General features: G+C 67.7%; 22 protein-coding genes. 10 read left to right on the forward strand and 12 right to left on the reverse strand.

Features of this window, described 5'->3' with window-relative positions:
• Positions 1 to 6 precede the first annotated feature (6 nt).
• The 8 genes from GQ464_RS13845 to GQ464_RS13880 all read right to left on the reverse strand — a co-directional run bounded on the left by GQ464_RS13845 (position 7) and on the right by GQ464_RS13880 (position 7,779).
• The gene (locus GQ464_RS13845; RefSeq protein WP_166974396.1) at positions 7 to 516 is read right to left on the reverse strand and encodes a GAF domain-containing protein; all 510 of its coding nucleotides are present in this window, start codon (positions 514 to 516) and stop codon (positions 7 to 9) included.
• 21 nt (positions 517 to 537) lie between these two features.
• Positions 538 to 819 (reverse strand): DUF427 domain-containing protein, encoded by a 282-nt coding sequence (locus GQ464_RS13850; RefSeq protein WP_166974393.1) that lies wholly within the window; start codon positions 817 to 819, stop codon positions 538 to 540.
• Positions 820 to 889: 70 nt separating this feature from the next.
• Positions 890 to 2,314, reverse strand: a complete 1,425-nt coding sequence (locus GQ464_RS13855) for a cryptochrome/photolyase family protein (protein ID WP_166974390.1) — start codon at positions 2,312 to 2,314, stop codon at positions 890 to 892.
• A 68-nt stretch (positions 2,315 to 2,382) separates the two neighbouring features.
• The gene (locus GQ464_RS13860) at positions 2,383 to 3,279 is read right to left on the reverse strand and encodes a DUF6454 family protein (RefSeq protein ID WP_166974387.1); all 897 of its coding nucleotides are present in this window, start codon (positions 3,277 to 3,279) and stop codon (positions 2,383 to 2,385) included.
• Between the two features lie 168 nt (positions 3,280 to 3,447).
• On the reverse strand, positions 3,448 to 4,584 hold the full coding sequence (locus tag GQ464_RS13865; RefSeq protein WP_166974076.1) for a hypothetical protein: 1,137 nt from the start codon (positions 4,582 to 4,584) through the stop codon (positions 3,448 to 3,450).
• Between the two features lie 71 nt (positions 4,585 to 4,655).
• Positions 4,656 to 5,288: a hypothetical protein gene (locus GQ464_RS13870; RefSeq protein ID WP_166974385.1), complete on the reverse strand. Its 633-nt coding sequence runs from the start codon at positions 5,286 to 5,288 to the stop codon at positions 4,656 to 4,658.
• Between the two features lie 27 nt (positions 5,289 to 5,315).
• On the reverse strand, positions 5,316 to 5,864 hold the full coding sequence (locus GQ464_RS13875; protein WP_166974383.1) for a hypothetical protein: 549 nt from the start codon (positions 5,862 to 5,864) through the stop codon (positions 5,316 to 5,318).
• 409 nt (positions 5,865 to 6,273) lie between these two features.
• Entirely contained in the window at positions 6,274 to 7,779 is a 1,506-nt protein-coding gene (locus GQ464_RS13880) for a S8 family serine peptidase (RefSeq protein ID WP_166974381.1), read from the reverse strand.
• A gap of 274 nt (positions 7,780 to 8,053) precedes the next feature.
• Between GQ464_RS13880 and GQ464_RS13885 the strand changes: the two genes are divergently transcribed.
• The gene (locus GQ464_RS13885) at positions 8,054 to 8,524 is read left to right on the forward strand and encodes an aminoacyl-tRNA deacylase (RefSeq protein WP_166974379.1); all 471 of its coding nucleotides are present in this window, start codon (positions 8,054 to 8,056) and stop codon (positions 8,522 to 8,524) included.
• A gap of 19 nt (positions 8,525 to 8,543) precedes the next feature.
• On the opposite strand, the gene GQ464_RS13890 is transcribed toward GQ464_RS13885, so the two are convergent.
• Positions 8,544 to 9,332, reverse strand: coding sequence for a slipin family protein (locus GQ464_RS13890; protein WP_166974377.1), 789 nt, complete (start codon positions 9,330 to 9,332; stop codon positions 8,544 to 8,546).
• Between the two features lie 135 nt (positions 9,333 to 9,467).
• Positions 9,468 to 10,823 carry an NfeD family protein gene (locus GQ464_RS13895; RefSeq protein WP_166974375.1) on the reverse strand — a complete coding sequence of 452 codons (1,356 nt, stop codon included), beginning with the start codon at positions 10,821 to 10,823 and terminating at the stop codon, positions 9,468 to 9,470.
• Between the two features lie 318 nt (positions 10,824 to 11,141).
• Here GQ464_RS13895 and GQ464_RS18760 point away from each other — a divergent pair, with 318 nt between their 5' ends.
• From GQ464_RS18760 to GQ464_RS13920, 6 genes are all read left to right on the forward strand, one after another.
• On the forward strand, positions 11,142 to 11,264 hold the full coding sequence (locus GQ464_RS18760) for a hypothetical protein (RefSeq protein WP_262899673.1): 123 nt from the start codon (positions 11,142 to 11,144) through the stop codon (positions 11,262 to 11,264).
• A gap of 83 nt (positions 11,265 to 11,347) precedes the next feature.
• Positions 11,348 to 12,475, forward strand: a complete 1,128-nt coding sequence (locus GQ464_RS13900) for a 6-phosphofructokinase (RefSeq protein ID WP_166974374.1) — start codon at positions 11,348 to 11,350, stop codon at positions 12,473 to 12,475.
• A gap of 281 nt (positions 12,476 to 12,756) precedes the next feature.
• Entirely contained in the window at positions 12,757 to 13,680 is a 924-nt protein-coding gene (locus GQ464_RS13905) for a complex I NDUFA9 subunit family protein (RefSeq protein ID WP_166974371.1), read from the forward strand.
• A gap of 123 nt (positions 13,681 to 13,803) precedes the next feature.
• A complete protein-coding gene (locus GQ464_RS13910) occupies positions 13,804 to 14,460 on the forward strand; it encodes a deoxynucleoside kinase (protein ID WP_166974368.1) in 657 nt (218 codons plus the stop codon).
• Between the two features lie 41 nt (positions 14,461 to 14,501).
• The gene (locus GQ464_RS13915; protein ID WP_166974365.1) at positions 14,502 to 16,415 is read left to right on the forward strand and encodes a putative porin; all 1,914 of its coding nucleotides are present in this window, start codon (positions 14,502 to 14,504) and stop codon (positions 16,413 to 16,415) included.
• Between the two features lie 84 nt (positions 16,416 to 16,499).
• On the forward strand, positions 16,500 to 17,378 hold the full coding sequence (locus tag GQ464_RS13920) for an EcsC family protein (RefSeq protein WP_166974362.1): 879 nt from the start codon (positions 16,500 to 16,502) through the stop codon (positions 17,376 to 17,378).
• On the opposite strand, the gene GQ464_RS13925 is transcribed toward GQ464_RS13920, so the two are convergent.
• Entirely contained in the window at positions 17,363 to 18,355 is a 993-nt protein-coding gene (locus GQ464_RS13925) for an RsmB/NOP family class I SAM-dependent RNA methyltransferase (protein ID WP_166974359.1), read from the reverse strand. The two genes, GQ464_RS13920 and GQ464_RS13925, sit on opposite strands and share 16 nt — an antisense overlap.
• Before the next feature lie 253 nt (positions 18,356 to 18,608).
• On the opposite strand from GQ464_RS13925, the gene clpX reads away from it, so the two are divergent.
• From clpX to GQ464_RS13940, 3 genes are all read left to right on the forward strand, one after another.
• Positions 18,609 to 19,889 (forward strand): ATP-dependent Clp protease ATP-binding subunit ClpX, encoded by a 1,281-nt coding sequence (clpX, locus tag GQ464_RS13930; RefSeq protein WP_166974356.1) that lies wholly within the window; start codon positions 18,609 to 18,611, stop codon positions 19,887 to 19,889.
• A gap of 207 nt (positions 19,890 to 20,096) precedes the next feature.
• Positions 20,097 to 21,104, forward strand: a complete 1,008-nt coding sequence (locus GQ464_RS13935; RefSeq protein WP_166974353.1) for a YihY/virulence factor BrkB family protein — start codon at positions 20,097 to 20,099, stop codon at positions 21,102 to 21,104.
• Between the two features lie 74 nt (positions 21,105 to 21,178).
• Positions 21,179 to 23,293 (forward strand): BamA/OMP85 family outer membrane protein, encoded by a 2,115-nt coding sequence (locus tag GQ464_RS13940; RefSeq protein ID WP_166974350.1) that lies wholly within the window; start codon positions 21,179 to 21,181, stop codon positions 23,291 to 23,293.
• Positions 23,294 to 23,350: 57 nt separating this feature from the next.
• Here GQ464_RS13940 and GQ464_RS13945 read toward each other — a convergent pair whose 3' ends face one another.
• Positions 23,351 to 23,926 carry a pentapeptide repeat-containing protein gene (locus GQ464_RS13945; RefSeq protein ID WP_166974347.1) on the reverse strand — a complete coding sequence of 192 codons (576 nt, stop codon included), beginning with the start codon at positions 23,924 to 23,926 and terminating at the stop codon, positions 23,351 to 23,353.
• Between the last annotated feature and the right edge of the window lie 76 nt (positions 23,927 to 24,002).

The following is a 24,002-nucleotide window of genomic DNA, read 5'->3' on the forward strand; positions in this document are numbered from 1 at the left end:
CGATGGTCAGCGGACGGGCGTGCCGGCGAACCGCCGACCGAGGCGGGCACAGAGCCGTTCGAGGTACTGCTGGTCGGTGGCGTCGAAGGCGGCGGGATCGTCCGAGTCGACGTCGAGCACGGCCAGGAGGTCGCCCGCGGGCGTGAGGACCGGCACGACGATCTCGGAGCGGGTGGTCGACGAGCAGGCGATGTGGCCCGGGAAGGCGTCGACGTCCGGGACGAGCTGCGTGCGGCGCTCGCGGGCGGCGGCCCCGCAGACGCCCTTCGAGAACGGAATACGCAGGCATCCGTGCCCGCCCTGATAGGGGCCGATCACGAGCAGGTCGTCCGAGACGGCGCGGTAGAAGCCCGTCCAGTGGTAGTACGGAAAGGCATGGTGGAGCTCGCACGCCACCGTCGCCATCGCGGCGATCCAGTCGGTTTCGCCGTCGAGCAGGGCGTCGATCCGGGCCAGCACGGCCTCATAGGTGGCGGCGCGGTCCGTGGTGGTTGCGATGGTCGCGGGGTGGGTCATCGGCTGGTCGGGGAAGCAACGTTATTCGGTCACCTGCACGCCGTGCCAGAAGGCGACGTGATCCTTGATCTGCGCGGCGGCGGGCTTCGGGTCGGGGTAGTACCAGGCGGCGTCCGGGTTGCGTTGCCCGTTCACGACCACGGTGTAATAGTGGGCCACGCCTTTCCAGGGGCACGTCGTCCGCGTGTCGCTCGGTTCGAAGTAGGCCCGGTCGATCGATTCCGGGGGGAAGTAATGGTTGCCTTCGACGACCACCGTGTCGTCGCTTTCGGCCAGGACAGCGCCGTTCCAGAGGGCTTTCATGGGCGTGGGGGGATGGGGTGAGGGGAGTCGTTCAACGCGAGAGGGCGCGGGGGCGTTTCGGCCGGAGCCATCATTTGACGCGTTCGTAAGCGTCGAGCGCCCGCTGCCGGGCCTCGGCGTGGTTCACCATCGGCGCCGGGTACGTCTCCCCGAGCCGGACGCCCGCCTTCGCCAGCACCGCCGCCCCGGCTTCCCAGGGGGCGTGGAGGGCCCTGTCCTGCACGTCCTTCAGTTCCGGCACCCACCGGCGGACGTAGGCTCCGTCGGGATCGTGACGGCGGCCCTGCGCGACGGGGTTGAAGATGCGGAAGAAGGGCTGGGCGTCCGCGCCCGAGCCGGCGGACCATTGCCACCCGAGGGTGTTGTTGGCCAGGTCGGCATCGACCAGCGTGTCCCAGAACCAGCGAGCGCCCTCCTGCCAGGGGATGAGCAGGTCTTTCGTCAGAAACGAGGCCACGATCATCCGCACGCGGTTGTGCATCCATCCCGTGTGCCAGAGCTGTCGCATCCCGGCATCCACGATGGGGAAGCCCGTCCGGCCCCGCTGCCAGCGGTGCAGGGCGTCGTCGTCGTCGCGCCAGGGGAAGGCGTCGAACTTCTCCTGAAGGGGCCGGTCGGTCGTGTGGGGGAAGTGGTGGAGGAGGTGGTATCCGAACTCGCGCCAGCCCAGCTCGCGGAGGAACGCTTCGCCGGCGTCCTGCTCGCCGGTCTCCGCAATCCGGTTCCGGACGGCGTGCCACACCTGCCGGGGGCTGATCTCGCCGTGGGCCAGGTGGGGTGAGAGGCGCGATGTGCCGGGGCGGTCCGGCCGGTCGCGGCCTTCGGGGTAGGCCGCCAGGGTGTCGTCGAGGAAGGCCTCGAGGCGGGCGCGGGCGCCGTCCTCACCCGGCGTCCAGGCTTCGCGCAGCCCGCCGGCCCAGTCGATCTCGGGCAGGAGGCCCAGGGCGTCGACCGGGAGCGTCTCGGGCCACGTGGCAGGGGTGTGGTCGGGGGTGAGGTCCGGGACCGGCAGGGGGGCGGAGACCTCCACGGTGGCCTTCATCTTCTTCCAGAACGGCGTGAAGACCCGGTAGGGATCGCCGGCGTTCGTGCGGACGGCATCCGGGTCGTGCAGGAGCCGCCCGCCGAAGCGCGCCACCGTGATGCCTTCCCGTTTGAGGCTTTTCGCCAGGCGCTCGTCGCGCCGGCGGAGGGCTGGTTCGTAGCGGGCCGTCCAGTAGACGGCCGTGGCGCCGGTCTCGTCGAGCAGGGCGCGCAGGGTCTCGGCGGCGGGACCGCGGCGGAGGATCAGGCGCAGGCCCTTTCCGCGCAGAGCTTCGTCCAGGCGCCGCAGGCTGTGATGGAGCCACCACCGGCGGGCGGCCCCCGGCGGCCACGCGCCGTGCTCTTCGGGCGACCAGATAAACACCGGGAGAACGGGTCCGTCCGCGGCCGCCTGCGTCAGAGCCGGGTGGTCGCAAAGGCGGAGATCGTCGTGGAACCAGACGATGGTCATGGGCGGGTGCGGCTCAGTGGAGGGGGACGGTAGTACGCGCCAGCCCCCTCAGGTTTCACCCGGTCCGGTCAACCCGCGAGGCGGAAGGCGAGCACGTCGGCCAGGTGGCCGTCGCCGGGGAGGAGGTACAGCCGGTCGTCGTGGAAGGCGAGGCCTTCGCGGGTGAGCAGCAGGCCCGCCGCCGTGCGCCCGGCGTCGATGCGGTGGACGAGCCGCCACCGCACCGGGTCGATCAGGTCGATCATGCCCCGGTACGGGTTCCGGTAGCCCCCGCAGAGCAGGTGCTCGGCCACGACCTGGCAGTCCTGGTAGGCCACACCGGTGGGACTGGCGACCCGTTCGAGGAGGTTGCCCGCGTGGTCCCAGACGTAGAAGTGCTTCGAGTTCCAGTCGGTGCCGTAGAGGCGGCCCTGCCCGTCGGCGGCCACCAGGCTAACATGGTGGGGGACGACGAAGCTGTGTGCGACGCGCAGGTCGTCCGGCCGGAGGGCGAGGATGCGCGTGGCGCCATGCCGGTCGTAGGTGGCGTTCGGGACCCAGAGCCAGCGGCCGTCGAACGACAGGCCGCCGGGGTGGATGCGGGCGGCCTCGGTCAGGTCGACGCGCTGCGTGGGCCGTCCGGTGTCGCGGCGGACGCGGAAGAGCCAGCCGCGTCGCCGCCAGAGGTCGACGGCCGTGATGAAAAATGCGGTGTCCGTCACGACGAGCCCCTGCGTGTGGTGTGCCGGGAAGTGCAGGGGCAGCCGTTCCGGGCGATGCAGGCGAGGCGTGCCGGTGCCGAACACATCGCGGAGGAGGGCCGTCGCCGCACCATCCGCATTGCCTCGGGCCTGCGTGCCGGACTCCGGCGACCACGCGGCGAAGCGGTAAGCGTCTTCCGTGGGCAGGAGGCGGGGAGACGCGCACTGTGCGACCAGCAAGAGCGCCAGCAGGCAGGGTGTCGAGCGGAGGGCTGGTGCCGGCATGGAGGTTGGAGGCCTGTTCCGTTTTGCGCAGGAAGCTAGGCCGGCCGTATTAGGGGAGGTTAAAAAAGGTGTTAGGCAAGCTTGATGGATGGCAACGGGAGAAAAAGAAACCGGCAGGCCTGCACGGGGCGGCCTGCCGGTCCGTATGAGCCGGGCTTCGTATGCGGCTTATGTGCCGGAGGCGGGGATCATCCGGACCTCGATGACCTGGTCGCTGAAGTCCGGCATGTGGCCGTAGTCGCGCAGGCGCCAGTAGCCGCGTGCATCCGTTTCCGTCCAGCCCGTGCCACCGTAAGTTTTCTTCTTGTTATTCCACTGTGTGGTGCCGTATCCGTTCTGTTTGACGTCTTCGAGCTTTTTCTTGTCGAAGATCAGGTCTTCGAACGCGATGCGCCAGGTGCCCGGGTTGTAGGGGTTTTCCTGTATCATCGTGTATTCGCCCTCTTCGAGGTCCTTGAGGTCGGACGTGCCCAGCACCAGGGCTTCACGCGTGTATTCGAACATCGGGTCGTCGATGGTGACGCTCGTGTCGTTGCGTTTCTCGCAGTTGAAGTCGGCGTCGACGGCCAGGATGAAGTTGATGCGTTCGCCGGGGTTGATCACGGTCGAGTAGGTAGCCATGGCGCCGTCGCGGTTGTTGCCCGGGGCAAAGATCAGCTCGGGTTCGAGGAGGGTCCAGGCGCCGTTCCCCTTGGGCGTTTTCTTTTCGTCGTCGACGCTGGGGTCGCTGTCTTCGCCCTCTTTCGAGCCGCCGGGGTTGCTCGAGTCCACGCCGTCTTCGTTGTTGCCATGCCCGTTGTTACCCTTGGGGACCATACGCTGGAGGAAGATGGCGGAGCAGTAGCCGGCCATCGACTCCAGGAACTCGACCTCCAGGGTGCTCGGTTCCTCCACTTCGAGGATGCCGTCACCCAGGATGCCGCCGTCTTCGAGTTTTTCCGAGTGCACCTCGTGCTCGTTGACCTCATAGAAGCCCGTCGACGAGACGCCGAAGCTGGCGGCGCTGGTCAGGTAGATACGGGCCTGGTAGTAGCCGCCCTGATAGGAGCCGGTGATGTAGCCCTGCTGCCCGTTGACCAGGTCGATGATTTCTTCCAGGGTTTTATTCGGATATTCCTTCTGCAGCTGCCGGGTACGTGAGAGCAGGGCATTGTGGCCCGAGCGGGCGATCTCACGCGCCACCAGCTGTCCCTGTCGTTCGGCCTGCCGGATGTCCGTCTGCACGCGCGACTGGTTGTTCTGGAGCAAGATGGTGCTGCTCCCGACGATGGTGGCAGCCACCAGAAGTATTGCAAGCTTGCCCATAGTAGTTCCTCCGTGCGGTAACGTGACTTGATCAAAGGTTCAGGATGGTCGGACGTCGGGGGCGAAGGGGATCAGTTGGGAATGAGGAGGGTGGACCCGTAGTAGACGCGCCGGATGGCGGTAGTGGCCGTCTCGAAGGGGGTCACCATGAAGAAGCGGACCCGCGTGTTGCGGATCGCCTTCGGGTCGGCCGTGGCCGCGGCGACCGGGTCGGCCACGGGGACCGCGTCGCCGTTGAGCATCTCGATTTTGAAAAATCCGAGTGCCGGAGCACTGCCGCCGCTCGCTTTCCAGGGGCCGCCGTCGACCCGGAAGGACCGGGCGATCCGGTACACGTCCAGGGTGTCTCCCCCGGTGATGCGGCTGCCCATTTTTTTCAGCTCGTAGCGCGTTTCGATGCGGAAGGTGTCCGGGGGGATGACGCTGGTATCGAGCGAGTCCCGGAAGAAGCTGAAGGTGGTGGTCACGCCGGCCGAGTCGACCGGGTTGGTGAAGGGAATCGTCTTCGTCAGGTCCATGTTTTCGCCGATCTGGAGGAGGTCCTCCTCCAGCCAGGTGGCCAGGTTCGAAGCCTGGTTCTTGACCATGTACGTGGAGGTTTGCTCGATGCTCATGCCGGTGAGGCGCATCTGGAGCATGAGCAGCATCATCATCACGGTGGCGCCCACCAGGGCGGCGCTGAGGTGGTCGAAGATCAGGTTCATCGGTGCCAGGGCGGAAGGTGAAGGCCGTCAGAATTCATAGGCGAACACGCGTGAGAGCCGGACCGGCTCGTTCAGGAACGGGGTGCGGTCGATGCCCGGCCAGGTGTCCTGCACGCTTACGGTCACGGCTTTGTGGAAGGTGGGGGCGTCGTGGCGCTCGAAGTTCTCATCGACGTACATCACCTCCACGTCCAGCGTGAAGTACAGGGTGTCGGTGCCCATCGGGAACGGGACGGTGGCCGTTTGCATGCGGTGGAAGTCGTCGATGTCGTCGCAGACGTCGCCGCCGAGCCCGAAGACGCTGCAGGCGCGCCCGGTGGTGAAGTGTTCCTGGGCCGTGTTGAACGAAAAGAGATCGACGTCCGACAGCGTGCGGGTGACCGTGCTGTCCAGGACGGCCTGGTCGAACGCACGGGTGCGGATGATCTCCATGGCTTCGAGGGCGACGGAGCCGGCCATCTCCTCGATCTCGCGGGCGATGTCGCGTTGTTGCATGAAGACGTGCTGGCGCTGCACGCTGACCGAGTACGTGGTCATCAGCATCATCGCGACGAAAGCGAGCAGGGTCTGCGGCATGGCTTCTCAGAAAGAACGGGACGGAGGATCGTGGAACGGGATGAGGCCGTCGGGTGCCGTGCCTGGCGACGGGGATACCGTTGCTAAGTTCGGGGATCGTCGCGGCCGGAAACGGGCTTAAACCCGAAGGGTACCTTTTTGTGACAGGGCTTTTCTCCGGATGACGTCGCCGGCGCCGGCCCGTATCTCGGCAGCCGTCCGGGCGGCCGCGCCTGCGGTGCACGTGCGTGTCTGGCGGAACAGGGGGGTGCCGGCCGCTCCGGATCGTTTTTCGTTGCAGTACAGAGTATCTGGACGGGGTATCGGCCGGTCGTCCAAAAACTTAAGCGATCCTCGCGAAGGCTCGGGGGCGGGGCATCCGGGCCGGGGGAAGGGGCCGGAGGGGCGTCGCAGGGCGAGGCCGGTCGGGTCAGAAGGGCCGGTTGGCGGCGACGGGCTCCGCCAGCACGGCGCGCAGGGCGGCCTCGGCGTTGATGAGCCGTCCGACCCGTTCGGTGTCCTCGACGACGGTTCCGGTATCGTGGAGAAGGGTGTAGAGGTCCTCGGCCGTCAGGTCCGGGTCGAGGGCACGCAGCACGCCGGCGAGCCCGGCGACCAGGGGCGTGGCCATGGACGTGCCGCTGAGCGCGACGTAGGCGTCGTTCGGCTTGAGGGAGAGTATGTTGACGCCCGGGGCGGCCAGCGGGCGTTTCAGGCTGGTGTTGGTGTTCGAGAAGGGGGCCTTGCGCAGGTTTTCGTCGACGGCGGCCACCGTGATGACCCCCTCGACGTTCGAAGGCATGTGGTAGCGGGCGTCCTCGTTGGCGTTGCCCGCCGAGGCCACCACCACCGCGCCGCGCCGCCGGGCATATGCGATGGCGTCGACGATCACCTTGGGTGGGGTGGGGGCACGGTCGCCCAGCGAGAGCGAGATCACGTCGGCGCCGTCGCGGGCCGCGTCGATGATGGCCTGGGCGATCATTTCGAGGGTGCCCATGCCGGCCGCATTGAGGGCCTGGTAGCCGGCCACTTCCACGAACCGGCCTTCCCAGTTGAGTGAGGCGATGCCCACACCGTTGTTCGTGACGGCCCCGGCGAGGCCGGCACAATGGGTGCCGTGCCCGTGGGCGTCGCGGGCGGCCGGGCTCCGGTGAAAGGCTGCCTGCACGTCCTCATGGTTCCCGTCGACGCCGGTGTCCACGATGGCGATGCGGGCTTTTCGAACCGGTGTCCGGTCCCTGAGCAGGGCGTGTGCTTCGTGGGCGCGGATGGCGTCGAGGGCCCACTGACGGGCCACGAGCGGGTCGTTTTCCAGCACCGTCCGCGCGGAGGCGGCCGGCGCGCCGGCCGCCTCCGGCGGGGTGAGCCGGATCCACCGGTTCTCCTCCACGTGGTCCACGTTCTCTTCGTCGCCGCGCAGGGCCGTCATGAGCTCCGGAAGCGCGCGCGCCTCGACGTAGATCAGGAAGACCTGGGCCAGGTCCTCGTCGGTGTCCGGGGAGAGGCCCGGGAAGGCTCGCTCGTACCGGGCGCCGAAGCGTTCCAGCACCGGCATCACTTCCTCGATCCGGTCATCCGGGCCGAGTTCGAGGAGGAAGGACGTCTCGGTGCCGGCCGGTTGCAGGCCCAGGAGGCGTGTTCCGCCGTAGAAGAGGCCGGCGAGGCCCAGGGCCAGCAGGCCGAGTGCGAGGAAGGGGCGTGCCGTCGCCTTTCGGGCGGCCGAGAGGCCCGCCGCCAGGAGCAGGCCGATCCCCACTTCAGCCGAGAGGGCGGTCACCGAGAGCAGCAGGTGTCGTCCGGAGAAGAGGTGCAACAGAATCGCCGTGCCGAACAGGACCAGGCTCAGCAGCGGCACCAGGGGACGGCGGTGCTTCCCGGAGGCATCCCAGGCGAGCAAAAGCAGCGCAACGACGGTGAGGAAGGCGGTGACGTACATGAGGGCCGGGAAAAGTTCGTGCGTTCTGTCGCGGGGTCGATGCTCCGGCTACGAAGTGGTGGGACCGGGGGTTTCGGGCAGGCCCGATTCTCGTCGTCGGATACGGGGGTGTCCGGGATCGGCCTGCAGCGGGAACCGGGAAAGCCCGGCATCATCGTCGGGTTGTGCGGCCTACCTTGCCGCTGGAACGATGCAAGGGATAAGTCGTGAGAAAAGAAAGTTGTAGGATCCGGAAGTGCCTGCCCGTGTCACCTAACCCTGCGAGGTAAGCGTCATGCCTGTCCAGAAGCTGAAATCCTATCTCGATGCGAACGGCGTCAAGTACGTCACGATCAGCCATTCGCCGGCGTTCACGGCCCAGGAGGTCGCCGCGTCGGCCCACGTGCCGGGCCGGGAGATGGCCAAGACCGTCATGATCAAGGTGGATGGCAAGATGGCCATGGCGGTGTTGCCGGCTACCTTCAAGGTCGATCTGGAGATGCTCCGGCAGGCGCTCGGGGCGCAAAACGTCGAGCTGGCCACGGAGGAGGAGTTCAAGGACCTCTTTCCGGACTGTGAGCTCGGGGCGATGCCGCCTTTCGGTAACCTGTACGGGATGGACGTCTTCATGGCGGCCACCCTGGCCGAGGACGAGGAGATCGTCTTCAACGCCGGGACCCACACCGAGCTGATCCGGATGGCTTTCCCGGACTACGTGCGGCTGGTGAAGCCGGTGGAGCTTCAGTTTTCGCTGGTGACGGCCTGAGGATCCGGGCCGGGGGCGCTCATTCGGCCGGCGGTTTGTTCGAGGCGCCGGCATCCTCCGGGCGTTGCCGGAAGAAGGGGACGATCAGGTCGAGCGGGACGGGGAAGACCACGGTGGTGTTGTTCTCGGCCCCCACCTCGACGAGCGTCTGAAGAAACCGCATCTGCATGGCCATCGGATGTGCTTCGATGGTGCGGGCGGCCTCGCGCAGCCGGTTGGCGGCCTGGTATTCGCCCTCGGCGTGGATCACCTTGGCCCGTCGTTCGCGCTCGCTCTCGGCCTGTTTGGCCATGGCCCGCTTCATGTGTTCCGGCAGGTCGACGTGTTTGACCTCCACCAGCCCCACCTTGATGCCCCAGGGGTCGGTCTGCTGGTCGATGACCTCCTGCAGGTGCCGGTTGATCTTGTCGCGTTCGGCCAGCAGTTCGTCGAGCTCCACCTGGCCGACGATGCTGCGCAGCGTGGTCTGCGAGAGCTGGCTCGTCGCGTAGACGTAATCCTCGACCTCCAGGATCGCCTTCATCGGGTCGATCACGCGAAAGTAGACGACGGCGTTGACCTGCACGGAGACGTTGTCCAGGGTGATCACGTCCTGGGTGGGCACGTCCTGCACGATGACGCGGAGGCTGACGCGCATCAGCCGGTCGATGGGCCAGAAGACCATCAGGATACCGGGACCTTTCGGTTCGGGAAGCACCCGGCCGAGCCGGAAGATGACGCCGCGCTCGTATTCGTAGAGGATGCGGATACAGCTGACGAAGTAGAGGGCTATGACGCCCAGCGCGATACCAACGTATTGGAGTGTCATCGGCGTGGGGAGGTTGGTGGCGAGGAAATACCGGTTCGGCCGGGCCCTGCCGGCCCGGCAAGACGTCTTTCGTGGAGCGTAGGACGGCGTGCGGGAAGGACGCCGGGGGCGGCGGGGCCGCTCGGACGGCCGGCGTCATACCGGCTCGACGGTGAGGGTCAGGCCGTGTCGTTCGCGCACGCGCAGGCGGGTGCCGGCCGCGACGGGCCGCTCTGCGACCGCCTGCCAGATCTCCCCGTGGATGCGCACCGTCCCGCGAAAACGGCCGGCCTCAGGGGTGAAGTCGTCGAGGGCGACGGCCGTCTCGCCCATCAGCGACTCGCTGCCGGTGCGAACCGGCGTGCGATGACTTCTAAACACCCGGGTCATCAGGAAGAGCGAGATCAGCGCCGTGGCGAGGGCCAGCGGCAAAAGCACCGAGAGCGAGACGCGCATCACCGGGACGGGGGTGTCGACAAGCATCAGCCCGCCCAGTACCAGGCAGACCGTGCCGCCCAGGGTGAGGGCACCGTGGCTGGCGAAGAACGCTTCGGCCACGAACAGGCCCAGGCCCAGCGCCACGAGCGCCAGCCCCGCCATGTTGATCGGCAGCACCGAGAGCCCGAAGAAGGCCAGAATGAGGCAGATGGCGCCCAGGGTGCCGGCAACGCCCCAGCCGGGCGAGTAAAACTCGAACACGATGCCGTAGAAGCCGAACATCAGCAGGAGGAACGCCACGTTGGGGTTGGACAGCACGCCCAGCAGCTTTTCGCCCCACCACATGTCCAGGGGGCGAACCTCGGCGCCGGCCGTGCGGAGCGTGACGACCCCGGTCGGGAGCGTGACGCTGCGCCCGTCCACGGCGGCCAGCAACTCGGCCACGTCCCCGGCGACGAGGTCGATCACGCCGGCTTCGAGGGCTTCGGAGGCCGTGGCCGAGATGCTTTCCGTGACGGCCCGGGCCGCCCATTCGGCGTTGCGGCCGCGCAATTCGGCCAGCGAACGCACCCACGCCACGGCGTCGTTGACCACCTTTTGCTCCATGGCGCGCTGCGACGTGGCCTGCGACGTGTCCGGTGGGGCCGCGGGGCCGAGGGGCGATCCGCCGATGGAGACGGGGTGGGCCGCCCCGATCCGGGTGGCCGGGGCCATCGCCGCCACGTGGCTCGCCATCGTGATGAAGACCCCTGCCGAGGCCGCCCGTGCGCCGGCCGGCGACACGTAGACGAGGACCGGCACCGGGCTCTCGAGCATCGCCATGACGATGTCCCGGGTCGAACTCATCAGCCCGCCCGGGGTGTCGAGCACGAGCAACAGGCCGGTCGCCCCCGTCTCGCGGGCGGTGCGGAGTCCCCGCTCCACGTAGCGCGCCGTCACGGGGGTGATGACGTCGTCCTCCAGCCGGAGGCGGATCACGACGGCCCCGTCGCCGGGCTGGGCGCCTGCCGGCGAGGTGTACAGACCGAGGACGAACAGCCCGAACGCGAGGCCCAGGCAACAAGCCGGACGCATGGCACGGGACGAAAGGAAAGAGGAAGCAGGCGTGCAGAAGCCCGTCCCTCATGTATAACGCGCCACGGGATGAAAAGCAATCCCGGCTTCGCCCGGAAGGAAAGCCGTCAGAGGAGTGTGAAGACCGTGAAAACGATCATGCTTACGATACCCGCGCCAACCGTCATCGTTCGGATGGCACGTTCTACGGGGTTACGCATGGTCCGATACGGGTGGGATGTTTCGGATTATCAGGACGCTATCGGTATCGGAGGGCCGGAGAAGGAGTAAAATCGTCACGGGAAGAAAAAAACGGAGGGGACAACCCATCGCCCGTTCATGCGTAGTATGGACGGTTCGTTTCCCACCACCGCGCCCGCCATGCGGAAAGCCTTTCAACGGTTCTGGTTCGTGGGCCTGCTGCTGCTGGCGTTCGTCCTGGTGATGGCGCTGTGCGGCTGAGCCCGATGCCGGCCTCGCCGTGACGTCATGGCCGAGGTTGTCCTTTTCCGTTCTGTTATGGCAAACCCTCCGTATCCAGATCCATGTCTCGATCCCTGCGTGTAGGCGTCTTGACCGGCGGCGGCGACTGCCCCGGCCTCAACGCCGTGATCCGTGCCGTCACCAAGAGCCTTATCCTGGAGCATAACGCCGAGGTGCTTGGCTTCGAAGACGGCTTTCTCGGCCTGATCGAACGACGCATGCGCCCGCTCTCCTACGGTGACGTCAGCGGGATCCTCACGCGCGGCGGCACCATTCTCGGCACGCACAACAAGGCCAACCCGTTCAGCTATTACAAGCGCGGCGGCGCCGACGTCTCGGCGCAGGTGCTCAAGTATGCCGAGACGCTCGGCCTCGACGCCCTGGTCGCCATCGGGGGAGACGGGACCATGTCCATCGCCCATCGCCTCCAGCAGATGGGGCTCAACGTCGTCGGGGTTCCCAAAACCATCGACAACGACCTGGTCGGCACCGACCGCACGTTCGGCTTCGACACGGCCGTCTCCATCGTCGTGGAGGCCATCGACCGGCTGCACACGACGGCCCAGAGCCACCAGCGGGTGATGATCGTCGAGACGATGGGACGGTATGCCGGGTGGATCGCCCTCTATGCCGGCGTGGCCGGTGGGGCCGACGTGATCCTCATTCCGGAGTTCGAATACGAGATCGACGAGGTGGTGCAGATCATCCGGGAGCGCGAGAGCTACGGCCGCAGCTTCACGATCATCGTCATCGCCGAGGGGGCCAAGCCCCGGGGCGGCGAGCTGGTCGTACGCGACGTGATCGAGGAGAGCCCCGACCCCCTCCGCCTCGGGGGCGTCGGGCGGCAGCTGGAGCTGCAATTGCGGGAGCGCGTCAAGAGCGAGGTGCGTACCACCATCCTGGGGCACGTGCAGCGCGGCGGCACGCCCTCGGCCTACGACCGCAACCTGGCCACCGTCTTCGGCACCTATGCCGCCGCCATGGTCGCCGACGGCTCGTTCGGACGGATGGCCGCCCTGCAGGAGAACCGCATCACGAGCGTCCCGCTCGAACTGGTGGCCGGCAAGACCCGCAAGGTGCCCCGCGACGCCCCGATGGTGGCGGCGGCCCTGGCCGTGGGCACCTCCTTCGGCGTCCGGGAACTGTCCCACCGTTTCGTCGGCACCGAAGAGACGGCCGCCATCTCGTGATCCCGGGCAGGTGCCTGCACCGGCCGGTCCACGCCGGGTAGCACCGCTTCCGTCCGGGAACATCCGTGTGCCGCGGAGGGCGTGCGGATTGCAATACGTGAGGCGCCCGCGTGCCGGTCCGGATCCGCAGTGCCCGTTCTCGATCCGGGACGCGGCGGGTCCCGGCGGGGATCAGAGGGCGAAAGGCGGTCGCTTCCGCCCACCGGCGCCCCACGTCACGACGCCGCGCCGTCCCGGCGCAGGCCGGATCCGTACAACACACCAACCGTTTTTCGCCTGCCATGCATGTCTACGTCACCGGTGCCACCGGCTTCATCGGATCCTACGTTTTGCGCGAGTTGCTTGCCCGGGGCCACACCGCCCGCTGCCTCGTGCGCGATCCCGGCACCGCCCTCGTCGAGGCGGAGCGGGACCGGGTGGAACGCGTCCGGGGGGACGTGACCGACCCGAAGTCGCTTGCCGGGACGATGCGCGGCTGTGACGCCGTCATCCACCTCGTCGGCATCATCGAGGAGAAGCCGTCCCGGGGCGTCACCTTTGAGCGCATCCACTACGAGGGCGCCCGGAACGTCATCGACGAGGCCGTCGCCGCACGGATCGACCGGTTCGTGCTGATGAGCGCCAACGGGGCCCGCCCGGACGGCGTCTCGGCCTACCAGACGACCAAGTGGAAGGCGGAAGAGCACCTCCGCAAGGCCGGCTTCCCGCATGCCACCGTCTTCCGTCCCTCCGTCGTCTTCGGGGACCCGGGCCCGGAACACGAGGAATTCGCCACGCGCCTGGCCCGGACGCTCGTGAAGCCCTTTCCGATCCTGCCCGTCTTCGGCGATGGGCGTTTCCGCATGCAGCCGGTCTCCGTCGAGGAGGTGGCTGCGGCGTTCGTGCAGGCCCTGGAGCGCGAGGCCGCCCGCGGGCAGGCGTACGTGGCCGTGGGCCGGGAGGCCTATCCCTTCGTCGAGATCCTGGACATCATCGCGCGGGCGCTGGGGCTGGAACCGAAGCCCAAGCTCCCGCAGCCCCTCTGGCTCGTCCGGCCGCTCGTCCATACCGCCGGTCGCATCGGCCTGTTGCCCATCTCCCCGGACCAGTTCGAGATGCTCGTCGAGGGTAACACGGGCGACCCGACCGCCTTCTACCGGGATTTCGACCTCACCTATCGCCCCTTCACGCCGGAAAACCTGGCCTACCTCCGGGTGCGCGCCTGAATCGAAGCGGGGTGTCCACAATCGATCCACAACGCGCGAAACCGCTCCGCATCCTCGCACGAGGTTGCGTATCTTGGGCGCGGTCGATCACACCGGACCCGTCAAGCCGTTTTGCAGACCTCTATGGGGAAAGAAGCCGAAGTGCCCGGTGCCGGCAAGAAATACGTGGCCATCGCCGGTAATATCGGAGCGGGAAAAAGCACCCTCACGAAGGTGCTGAGCGATTATTTCAAATGGGAGGCCTTCTACGAACGGGTGGACGACAACCCCTACCTGGCCGACTTTTACCGGGACATGCGGCGCTGGTCTTTCAACCTGCAGGTCTTTTTTCTCTCCAGCCGGTTCAACCACCAGCGCCAGATCGAGGCGGCGCCGCATTCCGTCGTGCAGGACCGCTCCATCTACGAGGACGCCGAGATTTTCGCGCGGAACCTGTATGAGATGGGCCTGATGACGAAGCGGGACTTCGACAACTACACGGAGCTTTTCAAGATCATGACGTCGTATTTGCGCCCGCCGGATCTGCTGGTCTACCTGCGGGCGTCGGTGCCCACGCTCGTGCGGCACATCCAGGCCCGGGGGCGCGAGTTCGAGACGAGCATCCGCATCGACTACCTCGAACGCCTCAACGAGCACTATGAGAACTGGATCGAGCGGTACGATGCCGGGCCCCGGATGATCATCGACGTGGACGAGCTCGATTTCGTGAAGCGGGAGGAAGACCGCCGGGAGATCATCCGGCGCATCGAAAGCCGCCTCTACGGATTATTCCCTGAATGAAGGGGCAGGCGGCCATAGGGAAGCGGTGGAGGCGGTGCTGGGTGGCGGTGCTGCTGGGGGGGTGGCTGGCCGTGCCGCTGGCGGCCCAGGAGGCCGACACCCTCCGGGGGGCGCCGGCCGCGGCGACGACGGCGTCTTTCCCCGCCCCCGTGGCGTTTCCCGTGCCCGGCGACGCGGTCGGGACGGCGCTGCCGGCCCGGACGATTGCCCTGGACCCGGTCGACCTGCTGGGCGCGCAGCCCGGCAGCTTCGTCTACGATTTCGGCACGCCGGGCTGGCCGCATGGCTGGAGCCCGTACGGGGTCAGCCCGAACACCGTGGGGCTCTACGTCGACGGGTTGCCCTTCAACGACTTGATCACCGGCCGGGCCCGCTACGACCTGATCCCGTTCACGTTCATGGAGCCGCTTCGGGTGCAGCCGGCCTGGAACGATGCGCCGGTGGCGGTGCAGGGCCGGCTGCGTGCGTTCGACGTCGCCGAGCCGCTGACGGAGATCCGCTACCGTACGAGCAACAAGGGGTTACAGAGTGTGACGGTGGCACACGTGCAGCAGCGTCGTCCCGGATGGCTGGGAAACCCGGCCCGGCTGAACGTGCTCTTCGGCTACGGCGGGCACGCGGCGCGCGGGGAGTATCCCGGCAGCCGGTTACGGCGGGCGCGTCAGTTGCTGCTGCGGCTGCAGTATGCCCGTCCCGGCTGGGCGGTGGAAGTGAAGGAACTCTTCAACCGGCGGCGTGTGGGGGCCCACGGCGGGGTGCTGCCGATCCCGGGGGCTCCCTATGCGTCCATCTACCAGCGGCTCGGGGCCCGGGTGGAGCGGGAGGAAGCCCGGCGCGAAACCATCCGCAACGACCTGTCGGTCACGCTCCAGGTGCAGCTGGCGGCCGGGTATGCGCCCCTGCGCCTGACTGGCTTCTGGACGAACGAGCGCTTCCAGTACCGCAACGCGGCGGACACCCTCACGGCCCGGATGCGCCGGCTCGGCGTGCAGGCGACGCACAGTCTCCTGCCGGGCCGGCTGCATCTCCGCGCCGCGTTCTGGCACGACCGCGTCCGCGAGGGCCGGGCGCTCCCCGACTCGCTCGGCCTCACCCGGACGCAGGTGCACCTTGCGGCCCGTGACACCCTCGCCGCCGGCGGTTTTGAGGCGGTCCTCGAAGGCGGGTACCACCGGGACGGCGGGCGTACCTATCCGGCCGCCTTCGGACGGCTGGCCCGGGAAACCGGTCCCGTGACCCTCTTCGTCGAGGCAAGCCGGACGGTGCAGCCGGTTTCCCCCATGGTACGTTATGGCTTCGGATCCGTCGTACGCCCCTCGGACGAACCCGGCGGGCCCGTGACGCTGGGCCGCGGCGGCTTCACGGTCCGGCTGGGCTCCTTCGACCTGACGGCCTTTGCCTTCCTTCACCAGACCACCGACCCGCTCGATCTTTTCGTCGTGGCCGGAGACACGGTGGCGGCCCGGGTGGAGACCGGCACCTGGCGGCGTGCCGGCATCGCGCTCGATCTCGGCTTCCGCCGCCACGCCCGGCGGGGCCTCTACTTCGTCTTCCGGCCCACCTTCAGCCGCCCCGACCCGCCGGCCGGGGCCCTGCCCGACGCCCTGCCGGGCGTCTTCGGCGAGGCCCGCCTCGGCGCCCGGTTCGTCCTCTTCCGGAACGACCTCGATCTCGACGTCACCCTCCGGGGACGCTACTGGGGCGCGATGCAGGGACGCACGTTGCACCCGCCCACGGGACTGCTCGTCTTGCCCGAAGCCGGTGCGCGCCCGGTCGATGCCGCCGGCACGCTCGACCTGTTCGTGTCGGCCGGAGTACGTACGGCCATCCTCTTCCTCGCCTATGAGAACATGCTCAGCGGTACCGCCCTGCTGGTGGGAAACCTGATCGTTCCGGACTATCCGCTTCCGGAGCGCCGTTTTCGGTTCGGCGTTTTCTGGCCGATCTTCAACTGAGAACAACCTTTTGGTTCTGGCTCGTATAAGACCCGTTCGCCGCCGGCCGCAGCCGGGGGCATCCTCCTTCGACACGGAACGATCATGTCGCACGTACCGGTACCGGCTCCGCAGCCCTCGCCCTACGAGCGGGCGGTGTGGCGGCAGGCGCAGGCCTGGCGCAACCCGGAGAAGGGGTGGCTGGCACAGGCGGCCGGGGCGATCTCGGAGGCCTGGAGCGACGTAGCCGACCTTCTCTGCCAGGTGCCCGGCGTCGGGTGGACCGTCGACAACGTGGTGGCCGGGTTGCTCACGGTGGTCAATGAAGTCTGCCAGGATACCGTGCCGGCCGATGCCATCTGCCATGTCTACCGGCAGGCGGGGCACCCGGTCCGTCATCCCCGTGACATCCGCCGGCTCGACCTGGCCGAGGTGGACCGGGCCCTGGCGGGGCTCCGCGGCAAATACCGGGCGCTGGCGGCCGCCGAGGGCGCGGCGACGGGACTGGCCGGTGCCTCCGGCATCGTGCCCGACCTGGTGGCGCTGGTGGCGCTCAACCTCCGGGCCACCGGCGAATACGCGGCCTATTGCGGCTTCGACATCGCCGAGGCCGGGGAACGCCTCTATGCCCTCTCCATCCTGGACCACGTCTCGCGTTCGCGCAGCAAGGCACGCGACCTGGCGCTGAGCCCCGTACTCTCGGCCGCCGGACGGGTGGCCCGCCGGCAGGGCCTGCAGGCCATCGAACAGATGGGGCTGACGCGTGCCCTCGAACGGGCGGTTCGGATGCTGGGCCTTCGCCTGACCGGCGCCAAGCTGGGACAGGCCGTTCCCGTCGTCGGGGCCGTGGTCGGGAGCGGCTTCAATGCCTATTACACCGACCGCGTTTGCCGGACGGCCTATCATCTCTATCGCGAGCGTTTCCTTTTTGAAAAGTACGGGCCGGCAATCCTGCAAGAAGCGGCCCCTCATCCGGCGGCGTGACGTCTCCCGAGGGTGCTGTGCAGCTTGCGGAGCCGGCATACGAAGAACCCTTCCATGATCGGCGTCGGCAGCAGGCGACGGGCCGGTGCAAGGCCGGGGTCGAACGGGTGCCCCTGCCAGGCGGTGAGCGGCGGCTGCATGTTGTCGAGCGTGAGGCCGAGCGGTTCGGCGCGGAGGGCGTCGCCGAACTGCCGGAGGGCCCAGGCGATGATCCCCTCGTTCTCTTCCGGGGCGAGCGAGCACGTCGCATAGACCAGCACCCCGCCGGGCCGCAGGCACTGGACGGCCGAAAAAAGCAGCCGCCGCTGCTTGCGCACCATCTCCCGGATCTTGCGCGGGCTCCAGTAGGCATAGGACGACGGGTCCGCCGTGTGAAAGCGGCCCTCGCCCGAGCACGGTGCATCCAGCAGGACGCGGTCGAAGTATTCGGGGCGATGGCGCCAGGCGGTGGCGCCGTCGCGCAGGAGGGGACGGACGAAGGACGCGGCCCCCTGGGCCTCCAGGTTGGCGCGGAGCTTGAAGAACCGGTGCTTCACGGCTTCCACGGCTACGAGTTCGCCGGCACCCTGGAGGCGACAGGCGATCTGCAGGGTTTTGCTGCCCGGGGCGGCGGCCAGGTCGAGCACGCGCTCGCCCGGCACCGGCGCCAGGACCTCCACCGGCACCATGCTCGAGAGGTTCTGGACGTAGATCCGGTGTTCGACGGCCGGGGCGGAAGCCAGCAGGCGCGCGCGCATGGCCGCCGGTACCCAGAAGGCATCGGCCTTCCAGGGAACGGGATGAAGCCGGAGGCCCGCCCGCGTCAGGGCCTCCGTCACCTGCGCCGTGGCGGCCCGGAGCGTGTTCACCCGGAAGCCGGTCGCCCGGGGGGCAACGAACGCGTCGAGGACGGCCTCGTAGCGGTCCGGCGCCACGATGGCCCGCAGCCGGTCCAGGAAGGCCGGGGGCAACGACAGGGAACGGCGCGGGTCCAGCATGCGAACCGTGCGTCAGGTACCAGAAAACCATGAACGGCGCGTGGGCGCTCCGGGATGCAGCCCGCCTACCGCCGAAATGCGGCCGGGTTTCCGGGCGGGCATCACCCCGGTGAACACGCTTTTCACAGGGGGCGATCGCCGGGCCCGGCTTAAGTGGTTGCGGATCTGATGCGATATACGTACCATGGCAGAACGCATGGCGTGGGCCGATCCTTCCCCTCCTTTCGACCATCTTCAGGTATATCCATAGATCATGAGCAATCGGCGCGGAGAGGACATCATCCGCTGTTCCTTTTGTGGTCGTACGGCCCATGAAGTGACGTCGATGGTCGCCGGACCGGATGTGTACATCTGCGACCGGTGCATCAACGATGCGGCCGGTATCGTCCGAAGCGACCTGGCGGCCTATCACGGAGGGAACGGTGCTCCGGGAGGGCGGCGCGGTGCGCCCCCCCGCCACCGCCGGCTGACCCCCCTGGAGATCAAGCAGGCCCTCGATGAATACGTGATCGGGCAGGAACGGGCGAAAAAGGCCCTGGCGGTTGCCGTCTACAACCATTACAAGCGCATCGACGCCCGCGACTATTTCCACGAGTACGACGACGTCGAACTCGAAAAGTCGAACATCCTGCTCATCGGGCCCACCGGCACGGGCAAGACCCTGCTGGCCCGCACGCTGGCGCGCATCCTCGACGTGCCTTTCTCCATCTCCGACGCCACCGCCCTGACGGAAGCCGGCTATGTGGGCGAAGACGTCGAAAGCATCCTGGCCCACCTGTTGCACGCCGCCGACTTCAACGTCGAGCGGGCCGAGCGGGGCATCATCTACATCGACGAGATCGACAAGATCGCCCGCAAAGGGGACAACGCCTCCATCACGCGCGACGTCTCGGGCGAAGGGGTGCAGCAGGCCCTGCTCAAGATCCTCGAGGGCACCATCGCCGGCGTTCCTCCCAAGGGCGGGCGCAAGCACCCCGAACAGAGCCTCATCAACATCGACACCACCAACATTTTGTTCATCTGCGGCGGTGCCTTCGACGGCCTGAGCGAGATCATCGCCCGGCGCCTCTCGCGCAACACCATCGGCTTCCTGGCCGACGAGTCCCGCTCCGTCAGCAAGAACGACCCGGACATCTTTCAGCACGTCGAGCCGGACGACCTGCTCCGTTTCGGGCTGATTCCGGAGCTCATCGGGCGCCTGCCGGTCATCGCCGCGCTCGATGCCCTCTCAGACGAGGCCATGAAGGCGATTCTCACCCAACCCCGCAATGCGCTCGTCAAGCAGTACCAGAAGCTCCTGGCCATGGACGGCATCGACCTCTATTTCGACGACGATGCGCTCGACGCCATCGTAGAACGGGCGCGGGCCCTGGGTACCGGCGCCCGCGGCCTGCGGGCCGTCATGGAAGAAACGATGCTGGAGGTCATGTTCAATGTCCATGCCCATGCGGACGTCGGGGCCTGCCGGATCACCCGCGGCGCCGTCCTTTACAAGGAGGCGCCGGTCTACGAGGAACGCAAGGCCAGCGCCTGAGGGGCCGGCGCGCGTCGCGTGCCCGGCGATCTGCCCCGCCTCCACCTTTCCACCCTTCCACCCCCGCCTTCCTGCCCGGCGGGGGGTGGTCCGGGCAGGGAGCGCGTCAGGCCGGAGGGACGTTGCTTGCATCACGTAGCGGACGGAACGCGTCCGGATCGGAACGGCGTTGAATCAATCCCCGCGTGTTGCGAGTAGAGTTCCCGTATGAAGGAATTCCTGGTACGCCTGACCCCGGCGCCGGTCCGGTACTATCTGGGGGGATTGTACCGGCTTCTGGACGACAAGGACGTTTTCCTGTGGGCCCAGGCCATCGCATTCAAGGTGCTCGTGACGCTCGTGCCGCTGGTTCTCCTCGGCACCGGCATCCTCGCCCTCATGCTGCGCCAGGACGCTCCGCTGGAGACGGCCTTCGAGGCGATCTCCCGGCTCGTACGGGACTTTTTGCCGCCCCCGCAGAGCTGGCAAATCATCACGTTCCTGCAGCAGTTTCTGGCCGTCGGCGGCACGTTGACCTTCATCGGGGCGGTGGCGTTGTTTCTCTCCGCCATGACGCTCTTTTCCACCGTTCGTACGGTTCTGGCGAACGTCTTTCGCGAGGAGTGGCACGACCACCGTTCCATCCTGCGCGGCTACCTGTTCGACATGCGGATGGTCGTGCAGGTCGGCATCTTTTTCATTCTGTCCCTGGCACTCACCTTCGGGCTACAGGCGCTCAATGCGGCCGGTGCGGATTTTCTCCAGCAGGTCGGTCTGGACTACGTGTGGCTCCGCACCGGATGGCGGCGGCTGTTCAATGCGCTGGGCCTGGTGTTGCCTTTCGTGCTGAGCACGGCCGTGTTTTTTCAGCTCATCTATTTCAATCCGAAGCCGCACCCTCCGGTTCGGAGTGCCTTGCTCGGGGCCACGGTGGCGGCGTTGCTGTGGGAGGTGGTGAAGGTGGCCTTCGCCGTCTATGCCACCAAGGTGGGGCGTTTCGGCGGGGTCGGGATCGCGGCCGGCACCTTCGGGCTCATCATCGCGCTGGTCTTCTGGGCCTACTATTCGGGGCTGGTTTTCATCATCGGTGCGCTGGTGACCCTGCTCCATGAAAAGCGACACCGGCTGGGCGGCAGGCCGGAAGCGCCGCCGGAACCTGATGCGGTTTCCGGGGAACGAATGGATACGACCACGGTAACGGAGCCTTCTCCGGAAAAGCACCTCTCGCCACGTTAACTCGCCGTGCCATGTCGTGTATCGCACCCGGACGGAAAGGGGCCCGGGGTCGACGAGCCGCCGGGGGCCGGCGGATGGCCCTTGCGGGGCTGCTGCTCGTGCTGCTCGGGGGGGGCACGGCCGGGCCGGCGCGCGCACAGAACACCACCGACCTCTTTCTGAGCAACGACGCCACCACCGTCCGGGCCATTTCCTTCCGGTTCGTCGACACGAAGACGTTCGAGGAAGAGCAGCTCAAAGAACAGATCGTCACGCGGGCACCGGGCTTCTGGGACCGGCTGCGCGACGTGTTGCCCCTGCTCTCGTATGACCGGAGCCTCTACCGGCTGGACCCCATCGAACTGCAGCGGGACGTGGTGCGGCTCCGGCGCTTCTACCGGCGCAACGGTTTTCTCAATCCCGACATCGACTATCCGGCTTCACAGCTCGACACGACCGAGAACACCCTCCACGTCATCTTTACCATCCGGGAAGGGCCTCCGCTCGTTTTGCAGGACATCCGTTTTACCGGAGCCGACGGGCGCCCCGCCGTGGAGCAGTTTCCCGAGCCGCTGCAACCCCGCTGGCGCAAGCTGCGCGACCAGATCCGGCAGCGCGCCGGCAACCGGTTCACCGAGACGGAGCTGGTGCTGAGCCGGGGCGAGGTGGTACGCTGGCTGCGGGACCGGGGCTATGCCTTCGCCCAGGTCGATGCCTGGACGCTTGTGGATTCCGCGGCCCATGTGGTCGATCTGCATTTCACCGTCGATGCCGGTCCCATGGCCTATTTCGGGGAGGTCGAGGTGGAGGGGGTCCGGTCGGTGAGCGAGCGCGTGGTGCTCCGCGAGCTGCCGTTTCGGCCCGGCACCCGTTTTTCCTCCGGTCGCCTCGAACGGGGCCAGCGGGAGCTCTTCGGGCTGAACCTTTTCCGTGTGGCGCTCGTGGAGGTGCCCGAAGATCAACCGCGCGACAGCACCGTGACCGTGCGGGTGCGGGTCCGGGAGGCCGAACCCCGGTACGTCACGACGCAGATCGGCTGGGCCCGTGAAGACGGCCTGTCCCTGCAGGCCAGCTGGCAGCACCGCAACTTTTTCGGCGGGGCTCGCCAGTTCACGGCGTCGGCCGAGTGGCGGACGGGGTTGCTGGCACTGCCGCAGGGGGATCGCCAGGCCGTTCGGAGCTTCAGTGCGTCGCTGTCGCTGCGCCAGCCCTACCTCTTTACCACTCGCCTCTCGGTCATCCCGTCTCCCTTCTTCACCTGGTTCGACGACGAGAACCAGCTCGGCACCAGCTTCTACGAGTTTGGGATCAACACCACGTGGATCTATGAGTTCTTGCCCTTTCGCACGCTCAGCGTCCAGCACACGTTTGCCCGGGCGGTGCCGCTCGGAGGCGGCCAGATCGCCGACACGCTGAACGTCTACAACCGCAACATCGTGACGGCCGGTGCCACCCTGGGCCGCCTGAACGATTTCCAGAACCCGCGCCGGGGGTTTCTGATACGCCCGCAGGTAGAAGCGGCAGGGCTGTTGAAGTCGGGCATCACCTATTACAAGGCGTCGCTGGATCTACACGGCTACCTGCCGCTGACGCGCCGCGTCGGCCTGAATGCGCGTGTGACGGCAGGCCGGCTCTGGCCGCTGGGCGGGAGCCGCAACCAGCAGGATCCCGAGGTGGAATTTCGGTTCGACCCCATCCGCTTCTACGCCGGTGGCAGTGGCGACGTGCGGGGCTGGGCGTTGCAACTGCTCGGGGCCAAGTTTGCCCGGCCGGCCGCCCGGGACACCCTCTACGAAGCCGTGGGCGGGCTGGCCAAGCTGTCCGGCAGTGTGGAGGTGCGCTGGCCTTTTCCGGGGCTGGGTTCCCGGTGGGGACTGGCCACCTTCCTCGACGTCGGGCAGATCTCCGGCGCCCTGCAGCGGGACGCCGACGGGCGGGTGCTGCGCGACGAGAGTGGCAACCCGCTCCTGGCCGCGGAGTCGATCTTCAACCTCGATGCTCTCAAGTATGGCGTGGGCGCCGGGCTGCGGTATCAGTCGCCGGTCGGGGCGTTGCGCTTCGACATTGCCTACAAGCTGAACCCGGATCCCGAGGATTTACAGCCGGCGGCGGCGCGCTATCTGTTCGACATCGGTGCCCGCCCCGACCCGCCGGAGGAACGCTTCCTGAACCGCTTCAACATCCACTTCAGCATCGGGCAGACGTTCTGAAGGGCCTTCTCGGGCGTGTATCTGGCGTCGCCCGGTCAGGGCGAAGACCTGCATTCTTCACGCTTCGCGCTTCCAGTCTTCTTCTCCCTGGTTGAAGAGCGGCGGCAGGCTGGCGCCGTCGAGTGTGGCGCCGTCGAGTGTGGCGCCGATGAGGTCGGCATCGGTGAGGTCGGCGCCGGTGAGGTCGGCGCCGGTGAGGATGGCTTCGCGGAACTTGGCCCGCCGGGCCACGACGCCGCGCAGGTTGGCGCCGAAGAGGAGGGCTTCGAGCAGGTGCGCGTCGGAGAGGTCGGCGCCGGTGAGGTCGGCTTCGTTCAGGGTGGCGAAGCCGAGGTCGGCGTGCTGCATGCGGGCGCGCCGGAGACGGGCCCGGTCGAGGTGGGCGCCCGTGAGGTTGGTTTTCGTGAGGTCGGCGCCGGTGAGGTCGGCGTCTTCGAGGTCGGCCACCGTCAGGAACGTCTTGTGGAGGCGGGCGCCCTGCAGGTTGGCCCGCTTCAGGTTGATGTTCGTCAGGTTACGTCCCGAGAGGTCGGCGTCTTCGAGGTCCGGGCGGGTGTCCGGTTCGGCATCCCGCCAGGTGTTCCAGGCATCGACGCCCTGGTGGAGCCGGTCGAGGTGGGTCGGGTTGGCCATGGCGGTGGGATCGAGGGGGAAAGGAGCCTGGCGGTTGCCGGGGCAAAAAAAGAAAGCGGGGCAAGCCCGCTTCCGT

The organism is Rhodocaloribacter litoris (assembly GCF_011682235.2).
GTDB classification, from domain to species: domain Bacteria; phylum Bacteroidota; class Rhodothermia; order Rhodothermales; family ISCAR-4553; genus Rhodocaloribacter; species Rhodocaloribacter litoris.

What these genes read in the sequence shown, in the direction of transcription:
- GQ464_RS13845 (WP_166974396.1), bottom strand. Translation starts at nt 516, where the DNA reads ATGACCCACCCCGCGACCATCGCAACCACCACGGACCGCGCCGCCACC.
- GQ464_RS13850 (WP_166974393.1), bottom strand. Translation starts at nt 819, where the DNA reads ATGAAAGCCCTCTGGAACGGCGCTGTCCTGGCCGAAAGCGACGACACG.
- GQ464_RS13855 (WP_166974390.1), bottom strand. Translation starts at nt 2,314, where the DNA reads ATGACCATCGTCTGGTTCCACGACGATCTCCGCCTTTGCGACCACCCG.
- GQ464_RS13860 (WP_166974387.1), bottom strand. Translation starts at nt 3,279, where the DNA reads ATGCCGGCACCAGCCCTCCGCTCGACACCCTGCCTGCTGGCGCTCTTG.
- GQ464_RS13865 (WP_166974076.1), bottom strand. Translation starts at nt 4,584, where the DNA reads ATGGGCAAGCTTGCAATACTTCTGGTGGCTGCCACCATCGTCGGGAGC.
- GQ464_RS13870 (WP_166974385.1), bottom strand. Translation starts at nt 5,288, where the DNA reads ATGAACCTGATCTTCGACCACCTCAGCGCCGCCCTGGTGGGCGCCACC.
- GQ464_RS13875 (WP_166974383.1), bottom strand. Translation starts at nt 5,864, where the DNA reads ATGCCGCAGACCCTGCTCGCTTTCGTCGCGATGATGCTGATGACCACG.
- GQ464_RS13880 (WP_166974381.1), bottom strand. Translation starts at nt 7,779, where the DNA reads ATGTACGTCACCGCCTTCCTCACCGTCGTTGCGCTGCTTTTGCTCGCC.
- GQ464_RS13885 (WP_166974379.1), top strand. Translation starts at nt 8,054, where the DNA reads ATGCCTGTCCAGAAGCTGAAATCCTATCTCGATGCGAACGGCGTCAAG.
- GQ464_RS13890 (WP_166974377.1), bottom strand. Translation starts at nt 9,332, where the DNA reads ATGACACTCCAATACGTTGGTATCGCGCTGGGCGTCATAGCCCTCTAC.
- GQ464_RS13895 (WP_166974375.1), bottom strand. Translation starts at nt 10,823, where the DNA reads ATGCGTCCGGCTTGTTGCCTGGGCCTCGCGTTCGGGCTGTTCGTCCTC.
- GQ464_RS18760 (WP_262899673.1), top strand. Translation starts at nt 11,142, where the DNA reads ATGCGTAGTATGGACGGTTCGTTTCCCACCACCGCGCCCGCCATGCGG.
- GQ464_RS13900 (WP_166974374.1), top strand. Translation starts at nt 11,348, where the DNA reads ATGTCTCGATCCCTGCGTGTAGGCGTCTTGACCGGCGGCGGCGACTGC.
- GQ464_RS13905 (WP_166974371.1), top strand. Translation starts at nt 12,757, where the DNA reads ATGCATGTCTACGTCACCGGTGCCACCGGCTTCATCGGATCCTACGTT.
- GQ464_RS13910 (WP_166974368.1), top strand. Translation starts at nt 13,804, where the DNA reads ATGGGGAAAGAAGCCGAAGTGCCCGGTGCCGGCAAGAAATACGTGGCC.
- GQ464_RS13920 (WP_166974362.1), top strand. Translation starts at nt 16,500, where the DNA reads ATGTCGCACGTACCGGTACCGGCTCCGCAGCCCTCGCCCTACGAGCGG.
- GQ464_RS13925 (WP_166974359.1), bottom strand. Translation starts at nt 18,355, where the DNA reads ATGCTGGACCCGCGCCGTTCCCTGTCGTTGCCCCCGGCCTTCCTGGAC.
- clpX (WP_166974356.1), top strand. Translation starts at nt 18,609, where the DNA reads ATGAGCAATCGGCGCGGAGAGGACATCATCCGCTGTTCCTTTTGTGGT.
- GQ464_RS13935 (WP_166974353.1), top strand. Translation starts at nt 20,097, where the DNA reads ATGAAGGAATTCCTGGTACGCCTGACCCCGGCGCCGGTCCGGTACTAT.
- GQ464_RS13940 (WP_166974350.1), top strand. Translation starts at nt 21,179, where the DNA reads ATGGCCCTTGCGGGGCTGCTGCTCGTGCTGCTCGGGGGGGGCACGGCC.
- GQ464_RS13945 (WP_166974347.1), bottom strand. Translation starts at nt 23,926, where the DNA reads ATGGCCAACCCGACCCACCTCGACCGGCTCCACCAGGGCGTCGATGCC.